A 14,820-nucleotide genomic window follows, 5' to 3' on the forward strand; every position below is an offset into this window, starting at 1 on the left:
GCACTTTTTGAAAAAAAATCTGTAAGGACCTTTATGGCAGTACTACCGGAGGCAATCATTGTTCAGGCAATCACACTCAGAAGTTATTTATACTTTAATAATGTTGAACTCCCAACTGCCTTAATCCACCGTTCCTTCTAAAGCCTCTTCCACACTTATATAGGATGTGTTCACACTGCGAGCAACCGCTTCGTGAGTAACGTATCCATTTAAAACATTAATTCCTTTGGCAAGTGCTTTGTTATTCATAGCTGCTGTCTTGAGTCCGGAATTGGCAATTTGCAAAGCATATGGCATTGTAGCATTGGTCAGCGCCCAGGTTGATGTTCGTGCCACCGCTCCTGGAATATTAGCTACAGCATAATGAACCACTCCATGCTTCACGTAGGTTGGGTTCTCATGAGTCGTCACCCGGTCAATGGTCTCAATAGAGCCTCCTTGATCGATTGCAACATCAACAATAACCGAACCTTCACTCATTTGACGAACCATCTCTTCATGTACCAGCTTAGGAGCACGCGCTCCAGGAATAAGGACAGCCCCAATTAATAAATCCGCTTTGGCGACGGCTTGCCCGACATGATAAGAGTCTGACACTAGTGTCGTGACTCGTCCTCCAAATAAATCATCCAAATAACGCAAGCGCGCAGCGTTAACATCCAGCAGCGTTACTCTGGCACCCATTCCTACAGCAATTTTCGCTGCGTTCGTACCTACAACGCCCCCACCTATAATTACTACCTCAGCAGGCGCAACGCCTGGAACTCCACTCAGCAGAACGCCTTTTCCACCATGGGGCTTCTCCAGGATCTGAGCTCCAATTTGAACCGCCATTCTGCCCGCTACCTCGCTCATCGGAGTTAGAAGTGGAAGCGAACCATCACTCTGCTGCACTGTCTCATAGGCTATAGCGGTAACGTCTTTCTCTTGTAAAGCCCTTGTTAATTCCGGCTCCGCCGCCAGATGAAGATAGGTGAACAGAATTAGCCCCTTTCGAAAATACCCATACTCTTCCGGAAGGGGTTCCTTCACTTTCATGATCATTCCCGATTGGTTCCATATCTCAGCTGGATCATGGATGATCAGAGCTCCCTTGTCACTAAACTGGTGATCCGCGAATCCGCTGCCCACTCCCGCGCCGCTTTCAATCCATACTTCATGACCATACCTCTTTAGGACCTCCACACCGGCCGGTGTAACGGCTACGCGGTTCTCATTGTTCTTGATCTCCTTCGGTACGCCTATGATCATGATAGACCCTCTCCTTGTACTCTTAATTATTGCTACAGATAATTAGTACAAAAATAGCACAGCCCATTCGTAACACCGCAAAGAGCACCACCAAAATAAAAGCTTGATTTTAGATCTACTACTGTAAAAAAATTGTTTTTATTTAATTATATATGCTCTGCAGCACCTGAGGCCATTCTCTTCTGATCAGTATATTTAATGAGGGTTAGAACCTTTTTATTCAAACTAACCTTCCATTAAAGATTAAGCCAGCTATTCAAATTAAAGTTTTCAATTTATGCCCCTCACATATCACTCTTCCCCTTGAATATATATGAATAATAGGTCAATCAAGCCTTAATCAGGGAGGTGGCTGGCTATGCCGTCATCCGATAAATCTCTCTTTATCGTGTCCAAGGAAGATTGGTCTTTGCACCGTAAGGGTTACCAGGACCAGCAGCGGCATGAGAAGAAAGTGAAAGAGATTATTAAACAAAATCTGCCGGACTTCATTACAGAAGAGAGCATCATCATGTCAGATGGTAAGCAGATTATTAAAGTACCTCTACGCAATTTGGAAGAATACCGGTTCGTGCACAATTTTCAGAAGCAAAAACATGTTGGTCAAGGAGACGGGGATTCACAGGTTGGAGACGTACTCGGCCAAGACAGTCCGAAGCAGCAGGCTGGTTCCGGGGAAGGAGCCGGCGATCAGCCAGGAGTAGACTTCATGGAGGCCGAGATCAGTATTGAGGAATTGGAGGATATCCTGTTCAGCGAGCTCGAGCTCCCCTTTATGGAAGATAAAGATACTGACCAGATTGAGATTACCGATATTCGATTTAACGATATCCGAAAGAAAGGCATCATGTCCAACATCGATAAGAAACGAACGATTCTGGAGAATCTGCGACGAAATTCCACCAGTGGAAGGCCGGGCATTCATGGGATTTCGCCGGACGACCTTAGGTATAAAACTTGGGAGGACATCGTTGTTCCCCACTCAAATGCGGTCATTATCGCCATGATGGATACCTCGGGTTCGATGGGAACTTTCGAGAAATACTGTGCACGAAGCTTCTTCTTCTGGATGACCCGTTTCCTTCGGCGACAGTATGAAAAGGTGGAGATTGTGTTCATTGCCCATCATACGGAAGCCAAAGAGGTCAGTGAAGAGGATTTCTTCACCCGCGGCGAAAGCGGAGGTACAATCTGTTCATCAGCTTATATGAAGGCCCTGGAAATTATCGATACCCGCTACCCACCTTCGAGCTACAACATTTACCCTTTCCATTTCTCGGACGGGGATAATCTTACCTCTGATAATGATCGATGCGTTAAGCTGATCGGAGAACTTCTGGACCGGAGCAACATGTTCGGCTACGGGGAAGTTAACCAGTACAACCGGGGGAGCACTTTAATGTCGGCGTATAAGAACATTTCCAAGCCAAGATTTCTGCATTACATCATTAAAGAAAAGGGAGCTGTCTACCAGGCCCTAAAAAGCTTCTTCCACAAGCAGGAAGGGGGGCTCGCTCAGTGAGCTTGGAAATGGAACAACTGGAGAAATCCATAAGTGAGATTATGGAGATTGCCGATGGATTCGGACTTGACTACTATCCGATGAGATATGAAATCTGCCCGGCCGATATCATTTACACGTTCGGAGCATACGGAATGCCAACCCGTTTCAGCCATTGGAGCTTTGGAAAAACCTTCAACAAAATGAAGCTGCAGTACGATTTCGGTCTCAGTAAAATCTATGAACTCGTCATCAACTCCAATCCCTGCTATGCGTTTCTGCTTGACGGCAATTCGCTGATTCAGAACAAGCTGATCGTGGCTCATGTATTGGCCCACTGCGATTTCTTCAAAAACAATGCCAGATTCGCTGCCACAAACCGCAACATGGTCGAGAGCATGTCTGCTACTGCCGAGAGAATCAGCCAGTACGAGTTGGTTCATGGTACCGATGCAGTAGAAACGTTCGTGGACGCCGTTCTCTCTATTCAAGAGCATGTTGACCCGCAGCTGATCAAACCAAGGCGGCTGGATAAGAAGAGATATACCGAAGAGAAAATGCGGGAGCTGAAGGAAGGACTCCATACCACAAAGCCTGCTACTCCGTATGATGATCTATGGTCCATAGATCATCTGACGTCATCTGCTGGCCCGGCAGAACCAGCAGGGCTTCCAGTGTTCCCTCCGGAACCGGAAAAGGACCTGGTCTGGTTCATCCAGGAATATTCGGAGACTCTCGAGGATTGGCAGCGGGATATCATGAGCATGCTGAGGGAAGAAATGCTCTATTTCTGGCCTCAAATGGAGACCAAGATCATGAACGAAGGCTGGGCTTCATACTGGCATCAGCGGATCATCAGAGAGCTGGATTTAACTAGTGAAGAGACGATCGAGTTCGCCAAGCTGAACTCGTCTGTCGTGCAGCCCTCAACTCAAAGCCTGAATCCATATTACCTGGGGCTAAAGATCTTCGAGGATATCGAACGACGCTGGGATCAGCCCACCAAGGAAGAACAAGAACGTTTCGGTAGAGTGCCCGGTAAAGGCAGAGAGAAAATATTTGAGGTGCGGGAGCTCGATTCCGATATCTCCTTTATTCGCAGTTATTTGACGAAGGATTTAACTCGTGATCTGGATCTCTATGTGTTCCAGAAGCAGGGCTCTGAATGGAAAATCACAGATAAATCATGGGAGAATATCCGTGATCAGCTGGCGTTATCCCGAGTAAACGGCGGTGCGCCTTATATTGTTGTTCAAGATGGCGATTATCAACGCAGCGGCGAACTCGTTCTCAAGCATCAATATGAGGGAATTGAGCTGGATCTGAAATATCTGGAACGAACGCTTCCTCACGTGCATCGTCTCTGGGGCAAGACAGTTCATCTGGAGACGGTGATCGAGGATAAGAAGGCGATATTTAGCTTTGATGGTCAGAAGCATTACAGGAAGTTCGTAAGCTAATAAAAGGGTTAAATGTCTTCAGTCCGTGGTTAACCATGGATTGAAGACATTTTTTTACGAGAAGCATATTTTTCAAATGTACAGATAATCAAAAGACCTGAGGGAGATTGAATCGTCCCCTTGATAGAATATTGGAGAAAACTCTGGTTACCCAATGATTAACTTAGTCAAAACACAGAAACCCGCAAGAAGATCACTTTAATAATAAGCGATCTTCTTGCGGGTATTCTTTTACTCCTAAAATGAATGTTATCTGTTCAACAAACTTCCCACATAACGAAGCAGCTCATTCGCACATACCGGGCAGTAGCCGTGATTCTCGATCAGACGTTTGCTGACCTCATTAATTCGCTTAAGCTGATTCTCGTCCGGCGTCTTGGTTGAGGTGGTAATTTTGACGATATCTTTCAAATCCACGAACAGCTTCTTCTCAATCGCTTCCCGAAGCCGGTCATGATCGTTATATTCAAATTTGCGTCCCTTTCTGGAATAGGAGGAGATGCGGATCAGGATTTCCTCACGAAACGCCTTCTTGGCATTCTCGGAAATGCCTATTTGCTCCTCAATAGAGCGCATGAGCCGTTCATCCGGATCAAGCTCTTCATCGGTCAGCGGATCCCGAATTCGCGTCCAGTTGCAGAAAGCCTCGATATTATCGAGGTAGTTCTCAAACAGAGTGCGCGCAGACTCCTCGAACGAATAGACGAAGGCCTTTTGCACTTCCTTTTTGGCCAGTTCATCATACTCTTTGCGTGCAATCGCGATAAAGTTCAGATACCGCTCCCGCTCCTCCCGGGTAATGGAGGCATGCTGGTCCAGACCGTCCTTGATCGCCCTTAATATATCCAAAGCGTTAATGCACTGAAGGTCCTGCTTAATCAGCGCGCTTGAGATCCGGTTAATGACATAGCGCGGATCAACACCGGACATGCCTTCATCCAGATACTCATTCTGGAGCTCCTTAAGGTCGGCAATTTTGTAGCCCTCTACCTCCTCCCCGTCATACAGACGCATCTTCTTGAGCAGGTCGACCCCCTGCTTCTTGGAGTCCTTGAGGCGAGTGAGAATAGAGAAAATTGCTGCAGACCTCAGCGAATGCGGAGCAATATGAATATGGTTCATATCACTCTGGCCGATTAGCTTGGAGTAAATCTTCTCCTCCTGCGATACCTTGAGGTTATACGGAATCGGCATAACAATCATCCGGGACTGGAGCGCTTCATTCTTCTTATTTGCAATAAAGGCTTTGTACTCCGTTTCGTTCGTATGCGCGACAATAAGCTCGTCAGCACTGATCAACGCAAATCTCCCTGCCTTGAAATTGCCCTCCTGAGTGAGCGACAAGAGATTCCATAGAAATTTCTCGTCACATTTCAGCATTTCCTGGAATTCCATCAGCCCCCGGTTGGCCTTGTTCAGCTCTCCATCGAATCGGTATGCCCGCGGATCGGATTCCGAACCGAACTCGGTGATTGTCGAGAAATCGATGCTTCCGGTAAGGTCAGCAATGTCCTGAGATTTAGGATCAGATGGACTGAAGGTACCAATTCCAACACGGGCATCCTCTGAAATTTCCAGCCTTGTTACTCTGACATCTTCAATGTTATTATCATATTCCGTCTTCAGCCTCATTTGGCAGACCGGGCATAAATTTCCCTCTATCCGAATTCCCAGCTCCTGCTCTACTTCGGATCGCAGCTCAAGCGGAATAAGATGAAGCGGGTCCTCATGCATCGGGCAGCCTTCAATGGCATACAGGGCGCCTTTATCTGTACGCGAGAACTTTTCCAGTCCCCGTTTGAGAAGAGTAACGATCGTTGATTTCCCTCCACTAACCGGGCCCATTAGCAGCAGAATTCTTTTACGTACATCCAGCCTGCGGGCAGCCGAATGAAAATACTCCTCCACCAGCTTCTCGACCGCGCGATCCAGACCAAAAATCTCCTGTTCAAAAAACTTGTAGCGCTTTTGGCCATTTACTTCTTCCACACCATAAGATTCAATCATGTCATATACCCGGGCATGAGCTGTTTTGGCCGGAGACGGGTCTTTTTTCAGCAGCTCAATGTATTCTTTAAAAGTACCGCTCCACGCCAACCGATCACTTTCTGCCCGGTATGCTGCAACGCGTTCAAAAATATCCATGCTTGGTACCTCCTGTGCTTCCGATATGAACTACGCATCTTTGTCTGTCCCTGAGAGCAGTACGCCGTGAGCTTTTACAACGGTTAAAAAAGGATATTACATTCTTATGCGAGCTTATACAATTAATTGACGATTTTATCTGAACTATATTTTATACCTATCGGAAAAATAGGTTTATTACAGCAAACGAGGGTGCCTCGTTTGCGATTTTCAGACGAAACCTTATGATATACTTTATTTACTATGACTACCCGCGAATACTTCGCGCCAGGAAGGGAAGGGAGCACAAGTACATGGCGGTTCAACACGAGACGGAATTATATAAGCCGCTAAAGCTTTTTTTCGAGGAGCAGGGTTATGAGGTTAAGAGTGAGGTGCGGCACTGTGATCTGGTTGGATTTCGGCCTGACCAGACCGAGCCCCTGATCGTCGAGATGAAGAAGACCTTCAATCTTGCGCTACTACTGCAAGGACAGGCACGCCAGAAGCTGAGCAAGGAGGTGTATCTTGCTGTTGAGCGGAACCGGCAAAAGAAAGGGGCCCATAATCAGCGCTGGGGCGAAATTACACAGCTGTGCCGAAGACTGGGGCTGGGGCTGATCACGGTAACCCATTACAAAACCAAGAAACCATTCGTCGAGGTTCTATGCAGACCTGAAGGAACAGATAGTTACGCACCAAGAACGATTAAGACCCGGGTAACCCGGTTGACCAATGAATTTCGTGAACGAAGTGGAGACTATAACGTCGGAGGCAGCCGTGGCCAAAAGCTGGTGACAGCTTATCGCGAGAAGGCGCTTCGGATCGCCGAGGTAATGTCACGCGGCGGGGAGCAGATGTCCCCCCGCGAGATCCGTGACCAAAGCGGGGTAGGCACAGCGGCAAATATTCTGCAGCATAATTATTATGGCTGGTTCCATAGAGTCAGCCGCGGCCGCTACAGCCTAACTCCGGCGGGAATAGCTGCGCTGGAGCAATATGAGCAGGTGACGGCAAGCCATCGCCAGTTCGCGGCCGCCGAGGACGAAGAAGATACGACGCTGCTAATAGACTGATTTGGGCCAGGGCGAACGAGGTTCTACAACCGTGTCAGTCACACGAGAAATCTTGGTGTGCAGTTGGGAACAGAGAGAGCGTTGGCCTGTTGCAGAATAGCACTCGTAACCGCTGGGCTATCCCCCCCAGCGTGCCGTGAACTCCTCCGCTGCCTCGCAGATTCGCGCAAGCCCAAGCCGCAGCCGCGGCCGGCTCTGCTCTGCCAGCGACAAGCGCAGCGTCCGCAGGTTCCCCGCTCCCGCATAACACCGCGCGCCGGGCAGGAACGCCGCGCCCTTAAGCCGCGCCGCCCGAAGCAGGGCGCCGCTGTCCATACCTGCCGGCAGCTCCGCCCACAGGAAGCGTCCGCTGCCGGCAGCGTGCTGGCAGACAGCCCCGAGGGCCCGGCTGCCAGCCAGCACAGCAAGAGCTTCCGCTCGCCGCGTGGCGTACTCGCGGTTCAGCGCCGCGGCATGCTGCGGCCAGCTGAAGCCGGGCCGCACCAGCATCTGCGCCGGAACCCCGCCAGGGCAGCTTATGCTTTCCGCGCTGCCCCAAGCCTCTCTCGCATCCTTCAAGCGCTGAATCAGCGGCTCACTCGCTCGAATCCATCCGGCATGGATGCCATGACCATCCATGGACATCAGTTCAGCGATTCGCTCGCCAAGTCCCTTGTCTCTGCCGATCTCGTATAATGAGCGGCCTTCCCCTCGCGAATACTCTGCCCCAGCAGCAAATGGAGCCACTGCGCCGCTTCGGTCTGACAAGAGCCAAATGCCTGCTTTTTGGGTGATCTCTACAATCTCCCGTCTGCGAATTGCGCTCCACGAAATCCCCACGGTGTCCGAATAATCAGGGGTGATATATACCAGAGCAGGCTTGTGCAAGCTAATACAGCTACGCAATTCTTCCGGCACTATTCCTTCAGGATCACAGTCCACTGGAACGACCTTCACTTGTCTGCGGATAAGATTCCCGAGTACCACCGGGGAGACTGGGCTTTCGACCACAACAGTGTCCCCGGACGTCACCAGTTCATCGAACAGCAGCTTCAAGGCTTCCTCCCTGCCGGTTGTCAGCAGCAGGGCAGGCCTCTCTATTCGAATTCGTTCATCGTAACTGTAAGTTTCAAGAATAAAGTCGGCTATATGGGAGTACTCTGATTCCCCCAACCAAGTCTTTCTGATGCCATCCCCTGTTTCGACATTCATCTCGCCCACGGTCACTAATTGCTCTTTCCCGGCAGGATACAGCCCCTTCTCTACTCCATCTCCAGCAAGCGAAATCATGTCATAGTCTAGCTCCTGTTCCCCATGCCACAAAGGACTCTGCTTCATACCTTATCCGCTCCTCTCTAATTCAGCTCTAGTTTTAGTGTATGGAGCAGTCCATCTTATTTTTCCTTATATATGGAATGAACTTTAGAATTAACCGATCTCAGCGGAGAGGCCGAGTGATTCTGAAGAAGCGGAGCGTCCGCCTTTGTCTCCGAAATGCCCCACTGATATCTAGTTCAAGCATTTCGGAGACAACAGTGGTCGTAAGAACACTCGGCATCGCAGCGCCCGAATAGGGTAACTTTCATAAGTTCATTTTATATAATGAAATAATTTATCGTCTATTATACTTTGAAAACATTTACATATTTTGCGAACAGGTATAGGGAATGTTAGAATGGAATTTGGTAAAAATTTATAAAATGCTAGAGGTGATACACATGTCTTACTCTACGGAGCCTGTTTCCACGCCTACTTCGGCGCGCAGCACGAGAACCCGGGGAACGTCCGTAAAGGTATTTCTCGTGATCTGGCTGCTGCTTATCGGCATAGGTATAGCGGCAACCTACTGGTACAGTCACCATCTGCAGCAGTCCATGCTCTCCACGCTCGACGCCAAATGGCAGGCACAGACGAATGCAATCAAGGCCGATTACAATTCCAAATTATCCTCATTATCGAAAGAGGTCAGTCAGCTGGACAGCAAGGTTCAATCGTTCAACGAGCTGCTCACCTTCACGAAGGACAATGCAAGCAATAAGACCGACAACAGCAACAAGCTCTATACTCAGCTAGATGAAGTCAAGAAGCAGCTGAGTACACTCCAAAGCAAGATGGATCTATTAAAATGAGCATTCAGGTCAAACAGCTAAATCGGTTCTTTTTGCTTGCTACAGCGCCTTTCTTCGGCCTAATTCTTGCGCTTCTGCTCGGAAGTGTTCAGCTGAACTGGGAGGGACAGCCTGTACAATTATCTGCTCCAGCCGAACACGAACTTGATCAGCAGGTGAATCAGGTGTCTACAGCCTTATCAGACGCCGAGGAGACCGCGAAATATACGATTTCAACCATTCGTAAAACGGCTGTCTTATATCAGAAGACGACTTCGGCCATGTCTCAGGTGGTCACCACTGCTCAAAAGACTACCCGTCGGCCAGAGGCGATATATGACCGGCGCATTACTTCCAAGTTCGGTTCCTCGCCTTATGAGACCGTCCAAAGCGACAAAATACGGATTGAACTGTACAAGATTAACCCTGGCAACTATAAGGGATACGCTATGAAGATCAAGCTAAAAGACCCGTCAGCCATGAGAATGGCTGTTGCCGGAGACAAGCTCGGCTCCTCTGAGACCACCTTGCAGGCGGTCAAACACAGCGGAGCCATCGCGGGGATTAACGCAGGGGGATTCGCCGATTCAGGAGGCAAACGTTATCCGCTGAGTACAACGATCCAGAACGGCAAATATTTAACTGGCTTCCAGCCCAGTTTCAAGGACCTTTCTTTTGTGGGACTGAGCCAGTCCGGCAAGCTAATTGGGGGCAAGTTCTCCAGTCAATCCCAGCTGGACAAATTGAAGCCTTCATTCGGGGCTACCTTCGTCCCGGTCCTTCTACAGAATGGCGTGAAGACTCCAATCCCTCAGAAGTGGCTGACTTCTCCTTACCGCGCACCCCGCACGGTGATCGGCAGCTACCGGGATGATCAATTGCTCGTGCTCGTGGTGGATGGTTATGACGAGAACGGAAATTCAGGAGCATCCCTTCCCGAGCTTCAGGACAAGCTGTATAATTTGGGCGTTCAAAGCGCTTATAATCTGGATGGCGGGGGCTCCACTTCGCTGATTCTGGGTGGCAGGGTGATTAACAAGCCTTCCGATGGGGCCCTTCGCCCGGTCCCTACTCATTTTTTATTTTTTAAATAATATATCTTTTAATTTAGTTCCTGTGATGGTTATAATAGGAGATAGAGAGTATACGTTGGAGGTGGCTGCATGTCCTTTTCACTAACATTCTGGATTATTACCTTAGTGTTCGCCCTGTTCCTGGCTGGAATCTTAACCGCATCCTATAACGACGATAAAACTAAAGGCTTGTAAGCAAAGAAGAAGCTCTTTCTCAGAGAAAGGGCTTCTCTTTTTGTTCAAATTTCAAATTAAAAAGCACCACAGAATTCTGCGGTGCTTAGTAAGACACAACTTATGCGTGTCGTGGTATGTGATTCATTTCAACCAGGCATTGGCCACAAATGGACCGTTCTTTGAACTCGCTTACATCTTCCATGTTGCCGCAGAATACACATTTGGGACGATAACGTTCAAGGATGATATGATCGCCCTGCACGAGAATTTCGACAGGATCCCCCTCATTCATTTGATATCTCTTCCGAAGCGATTTGGGTAAGACGATTCTCCCCAGTTGATCCACTTTACGGACCACACCAGCAGGTTTCATAAAAAGCACACCTCTCCCGAAAAATATAAACAGACCGCGCATTATAGGGTTCTTTCCTGTAGATACAATAAAGCATCCCTCTCTATATATCGGCCAGAAAAGAAAAAGATGGAAGGTCTTTAAATAAATATATTTCGGCAATTTCTTCCTAAATCCTGCTGGCCAATCTCAATTTTGTGAAAATTCTTTTAAAAATCGCAACTTTGGACATATTTACAACACGTTAACCCTATTCCATTCCAGGAAAATTCAATTGTCTCAGCGCTTCATATACAATAATCGCGGCGGAATTCGACAGGTTTAGTGACCGAACCTTGTCGGTCATCGGCATCCGGATTAAGCTGTCTGGGTGAGCTTGAAGGATTTCAGGCGCGAGTCCTTTGGTTTCTTTTCCGAATACGAAGAAATCGCCATCCTGGTACTGAAAGTCGCTGTATCTCTGATCAGCCTTGGTTGTGGCGAAAAAGAATCTGCTCCCTTTATACATCTCCTCCACCTCAGCGAAGGAATCGTGATATTCAATATGAACAGCATACCAGTAATCAAGTCCGGCACGCTTAAGCGTTGCATCATCCGTACGGAATCCAAGAGGACGTACCAGATGCAGGTGAATTCCGGTTGCCGCGCAAGTGCGGGCGATGTTCCCGGTATTCGCCGGTATTTCAGGTTCTACAAGCACAATATGTAAGGCCATGCTGAAGAAAGCACCTCTCTCTACAAAATCACTATATACATCCTAATATTATACCATACAGCAGAAAGGTGATACCCAGAGATCTGGATATCACCTTTCCTCATACATATGAATTTAGCCGTTCTTTCTTTGGAATTCTCCCATGAAGTCAACCAAAGCTTTAATGTGTTCGTAAGGTACAGCATTATAGATCGAAGCGCGTAGACCGCCAACACTGCGGTGGCCTTTGAGACCTACAAAGCCTTCCTGTTCAGAAGCTTTGATGAATTGTTTCTCAAGATCTTCAGATGCCATGCGGAAGGTTACATTCATGTTGGAACGGCTGTCCGCATCTGCGAAACCACGGAAGAATCCGCCGCTGTTATCAATCGCATTATAGAGAAGCTGTGCTTTCTCACGGTTCTTGGCCTCGATTCCGGCGAGGGAACCTTGTTCCTCAATCCATTTAAGCACCTGGTTCACCATATAGATCGAGAAGGATGGAGGAGTATTGTAAAGAGAGTTGTTCTTGGTGTGTGTATCATATCTAAGCACGGTTGGAATGTGTTTTGGTGAATTCTGAATTAGTTCTTCACGGGCAATTACTACGGTTACGCCTGAAGGACCCAGGTTCTTCTGAGCACCTGCATAGATCATTCCGAAATTCTTCACGTCAATAGAACGTGACAGGATATCACTGGACATATCCGCAATCAAAGGTACATTACCTGTATCCGGGAATTCCTGGAACTGGGTGCCCTCAATGGTCTCGTTAGAAGTAAGGTGCAGGTATGCTGCATTCTCAGGTAATTGAAGATTCGCCAGACTCGGAACCGATTTATATTGGTTCTCTTCAGAAGAAGCGGCAATGAATGTATCTCCAATTAATTTGGCTTCACTAATCGCTTTATTTGCCCAACTGCCTGTCTTAACATAACCCGCGGTCTTACCTTCAGATAACAAGTTCATCGGAAGCATAGCGAACTGGGTGGAAGCTCCCCCCTGCAGGAACAGAACCTTGTATCCTTCCGGGTTGCCAAGCAGGTTCAGCAGACGGCTCTGAGCTTCATTGTGTACCCCTTCATAGACGGCTCCGCGGTGAGACATCTCCATAATCGACATTCCATTGTCTTGATAATCGACAAATTCAGCTTGGGCGCGCCCAAGCACTTCCAAGGGTACCGCTGCGGGACCCGCATTAAAATTATAGGCTCTCTTACTCATTTGGACTCCCATCCTCTCTCTTCATCAAAGTTAAATATGACGGTGCTTTAGTTACGGTTTACTATAGCAACATTCTATCCTTGCATCAAGAACATATTGGGCAACTTTGGACAAGTTTGCAGAATTGACACATTAACGCTTTGTCTTGTGAAAGGCCATAAGACTATCATCATGAACTATTCAAGGATTTAGCAAGGTCATCTACAGCAAAAGAGACCCTTCCCCCAGGTCCGAATCGACCTTAGGGAACGGCCCCTTAGCTATCATATCATGAATATATAAGTTCTATTACAGATCGAAGTAAAGTCCGATTTCATGCGGGTGTACGCGCATAGCAACGGCTTTAGCTTCTTTACGCTTCAATGCTACAAAGTTATCAATGAAGTCTTGTGTAAATACGCCGCCTTCAGTCAAGAATTCGGTGTCGGCAAGCAGTGCATCAAGAGCCTCATCCAAGGAACCTGGAACGCTGCGGATTTCTTTCTTCTCAGCATCAGACAAATCATAGATATTCTTGTCGTATGGTCCATAGCCTTGTTCTTGAGGGTTGATTTTACGCTTGATTCCATCAAGGCCCGCAAGAAGCATTGCAGAGAATGCCAGGTAAGGGTTAGCCGTGGAGTCCGGTGTACGGAACTCAATGCGGCAGCCTTTAGGTGTTACAGCCGCTACCGGGATACGAACTGCTGCAGAACGGTTACCTTTGGAGTATACAAGGTTAACTGGTGCTTCGTAACCAGGTACCAGACGTTTGAATGAGTTCGTACTAGGGTTAGTGAAGGCAATCAGAGCTGGCGCGTGATGCAGGATACCACCGATATAGTGAAGAGCCATTTCACTCAGGTTCGCATATCCGCCTTTTTCATAGAAAAGAGGTGTATCGCCATCGAAGATGGATTGGTGAACGTGCATACCACTACCATTGTCACCGAAAAGAGGTTTCGGCATGAAAGTAGCTGTCTTGCCAAATTGTTGTGCTGTATTGTGAACGATGTATTTATAAACCATCAAGTTATCAGCAGTTTTAAGAAGGGTGTCGAAACGGAAGTTAATTTCAGCTTGACCTGCAGTTGCTACTTCGTGGTGATGACGCTCAATACGAAGTCCTGCTTCTTCAAGCAAACGGCACATTTCACTACGAATATCCTGCTGCTTATCTGTTGGTGCTACAGGAACGTATCCACCTTTAACAGGTACTTTGAAACCAAGGTTGCCGCCCTCTTCAACACGGCTAGTGTTCCAGCCGGCTTCTTCGGAATTCACTTCATAGTAAGAGCGATTCATGCTGCTCTCATGACGTACATCGTCGAAGATAAAGAACTCGGATTCAGGTGCAAAGAATGCCGCTGTACCTACACCGCTCTTCTTCAAGTATTCCTCTGCACGAACAGCGATACTGCGGGGATCACGCTCATAACGATTACCGTCTGGTGTAAAGATATCACAAAGAATGTTCAAGGTAGGATGTGCTGTAAATGGATCAACAAAGCTTGAGCCCGGATCCGGCATCATAACCATGTCAGATTCTTCAATACCACGGAATCCCGGGATGGAAGAACCGTCAAAAGCCACACCATTTACAAAAGTTTCTTCGTCAACCTCTTTGGCTGGCAGACTGATGTGGTGTGCCCGACCGGACAGGTCTACAAAACGGAAATCCACCCACTCAATTTGTTTCTCCTGAATAGTCTTCAAAACCTGCTGTACTGACATCATTAATCCTCCCAATCACGAACATTAAAGCAAGAAAAAACACTTAACGTTCATACTAAATATTTTCTGTCGTCATTATAATACCAAG

At 47.8% G+C, this 14,820-nt stretch carries 12 protein-coding genes; 5 read left to right on the plus strand and 7 right to left on the minus strand.

The genetic code is table 11. The annotated features are described in order from the left end of the window. Window positions 1–120: 120 nt before the first annotated feature. Entirely contained in the window at window positions 121–1,251 is a 1,131-nt protein-coding gene (ald, locus tag ACRRNK_RS17205; RefSeq protein ID WP_433943905.1) for an alanine dehydrogenase, read from the minus strand. A 358-nt stretch (window positions 1,252–1,609) separates the two neighbouring features. Between ald and yhbH the strand changes: the two genes are divergently transcribed. Both yhbH and ACRRNK_RS17215 read left to right on the plus strand, forming a co-directional pair. Further along, window positions 1,610–2,773, plus strand: a complete 1,164-nt coding sequence (gene yhbH, locus ACRRNK_RS17210; RefSeq protein WP_433943906.1) for a sporulation protein YhbH — start codon at window positions 1,610–1,612, stop codon at window positions 2,771–2,773. 8 nt (window positions 2,774–2,781) lie between these two features. Further along, entirely contained in the window at window positions 2,782–4,212 is a 1,431-nt protein-coding gene (locus tag ACRRNK_RS17215) for a SpoVR family protein (protein ID WP_433946927.1), read from the plus strand. A 249-nt stretch (window positions 4,213–4,461) separates the two neighbouring features. On the opposite strand, the gene ACRRNK_RS17220 is transcribed toward ACRRNK_RS17215, so the two are convergent. Next, on the minus strand, window positions 4,462–6,357 hold the full coding sequence (locus ACRRNK_RS17220) for a PrkA family serine protein kinase (RefSeq protein ID WP_433943907.1): 1,896 nt from the start codon (window positions 6,355–6,357) through the stop codon (window positions 4,462–4,464). Window positions 6,358–6,650: 293 nt separating this feature from the next. On the opposite strand from ACRRNK_RS17220, the gene ACRRNK_RS17225 reads away from it, so the two are divergent. Further along, entirely contained in the window at window positions 6,651–7,412 is a 762-nt protein-coding gene (locus ACRRNK_RS17225) for a DUF2161 domain-containing phosphodiesterase (RefSeq protein ID WP_433943908.1), read from the plus strand. Window positions 7,413–7,529: 117 nt separating this feature from the next. Here ACRRNK_RS17225 and ACRRNK_RS17230 read toward each other — a convergent pair whose 3' ends face one another. Beyond that, the gene (locus ACRRNK_RS17230; protein ID WP_433943909.1) at window positions 7,530–8,729 is read right to left on the minus strand and encodes a hypothetical protein; all 1,200 of its coding nucleotides are present in this window, start codon (window positions 8,727–8,729) and stop codon (window positions 7,530–7,532) included. A 380-nt stretch (window positions 8,730–9,109) separates the two neighbouring features. On the opposite strand from ACRRNK_RS17230, the gene ACRRNK_RS17235 reads away from it, so the two are divergent. Together ACRRNK_RS17235 and ACRRNK_RS17240 are read left to right on the plus strand one after the other, a co-directional pair. Further along, the gene (locus ACRRNK_RS17235; RefSeq protein WP_433943910.1) at window positions 9,110–9,520 is read left to right on the plus strand and encodes a hypothetical protein; all 411 of its coding nucleotides are present in this window, start codon (window positions 9,110–9,112) and stop codon (window positions 9,518–9,520) included. Next, window positions 9,517–10,593: a phosphodiester glycosidase family protein gene (locus ACRRNK_RS17240; RefSeq protein WP_433943911.1), complete on the plus strand. Its 1,077-nt coding sequence runs from the start codon at window positions 9,517–9,519 to the stop codon at window positions 10,591–10,593. Before ACRRNK_RS17235 ends, ACRRNK_RS17240 begins: the two co-directional genes overlap by 4 nt. Before the next feature lie 274 nt (window positions 10,594–10,867). Here the strand turns inward: ACRRNK_RS17240 and ACRRNK_RS17245 are convergent, their stop codons facing one another. The 4 genes from ACRRNK_RS17245 to glnA all read right to left on the minus strand — a co-directional run bounded on the left by ACRRNK_RS17245 (window position 10,868) and on the right by glnA (window position 14,732). Further along, on the minus strand, window positions 10,868–11,122 hold the full coding sequence (locus ACRRNK_RS17245; protein ID WP_433943912.1) for an AbrB/MazE/SpoVT family DNA-binding domain-containing protein: 255 nt from the start codon (window positions 11,120–11,122) through the stop codon (window positions 10,868–10,870). Between the two features lie 229 nt (window positions 11,123–11,351). Further along, window positions 11,352–11,816 carry a tRNA (uridine(34)/cytosine(34)/5-carboxymethylaminomethyluridine(34)-2'-O)-methyltransferase TrmL gene (gene trmL / locus ACRRNK_RS17250; protein ID WP_433943913.1) on the minus strand — a complete coding sequence of 155 codons (465 nt, stop codon included), beginning with the start codon at window positions 11,814–11,816 and terminating at the stop codon, window positions 11,352–11,354. Window positions 11,817–11,930: 114 nt separating this feature from the next. After that, window positions 11,931–13,019: a 3-phosphoserine/phosphohydroxythreonine transaminase gene (serC, locus tag ACRRNK_RS17255; RefSeq protein WP_433943914.1), complete on the minus strand. Its 1,089-nt coding sequence runs from the start codon at window positions 13,017–13,019 to the stop codon at window positions 11,931–11,933. Window positions 13,020–13,307: 288 nt separating this feature from the next. After that, entirely contained in the window at window positions 13,308–14,732 is a 1,425-nt protein-coding gene (gene glnA, locus ACRRNK_RS17260; RefSeq protein ID WP_433946928.1) for a type I glutamate--ammonia ligase, read from the minus strand. Window positions 14,733–14,820: the final 88 nt, after the last annotated feature.

The organism is Paenibacillus sp. SN-8-1, assembly GCF_050995535.1.
Taxonomy (GTDB): domain Bacteria; phylum Bacillota; class Bacilli; order Paenibacillales; family Paenibacillaceae; genus Fontibacillus.

Bases quoted from the DNA above. Each gene is read 5' to 3' on its own strand.
- ACRRNK_RS17230 (WP_433943909.1), bottom strand. From the start codon at position 8,729: ATGAAGCAGAGTCCTTTGTGGCATGGGGAACAGGAGCTAGACTATGAC.
- ACRRNK_RS17235 (WP_433943910.1), top strand. From the start codon at position 9,110: ATGTCTTACTCTACGGAGCCTGTTTCCACGCCTACTTCGGCGCGCAGC.
- serC (WP_433943914.1), bottom strand. From the start codon at position 13,019: ATGAGTAAGAGAGCCTATAATTTTAATGCGGGTCCCGCAGCGGTACCC.
- ACRRNK_RS17225 (WP_433943908.1), top strand. From the start codon at position 6,651: ATGGCGGTTCAACACGAGACGGAATTATATAAGCCGCTAAAGCTTTTT.
- ACRRNK_RS17215 (WP_433946927.1), top strand. From the start codon at position 2,782: ATGGAACAACTGGAGAAATCCATAAGTGAGATTATGGAGATTGCCGAT.
- ald (WP_433943905.1), bottom strand. From the start codon at position 1,251: ATGATCATAGGCGTACCGAAGGAGATCAAGAACAATGAGAACCGCGTA.
- ACRRNK_RS17245 (WP_433943912.1), bottom strand. From the start codon at position 11,122: ATGAAACCTGCTGGTGTGGTCCGTAAAGTGGATCAACTGGGGAGAATC.
- yhbH (WP_433943906.1), top strand. From the start codon at position 1,610: ATGCCGTCATCCGATAAATCTCTCTTTATCGTGTCCAAGGAAGATTGG.
- trmL (WP_433943913.1), bottom strand. From the start codon at position 11,816: ATGGCCTTACATATTGTGCTTGTAGAACCTGAAATACCGGCGAATACC.
- ACRRNK_RS17240 (WP_433943911.1), top strand. From the start codon at position 9,517: ATGAGCATTCAGGTCAAACAGCTAAATCGGTTCTTTTTGCTTGCTACA.
- glnA (WP_433946928.1), bottom strand. From the start codon at position 14,732: ATGTCAGTACAGCAGGTTTTGAAGACTATTCAGGAGAAACAAATTGAG.
- ACRRNK_RS17220 (WP_433943907.1), bottom strand. From the start codon at position 6,357: ATGGATATTTTTGAACGCGTTGCAGCATACCGGGCAGAAAGTGATCGG.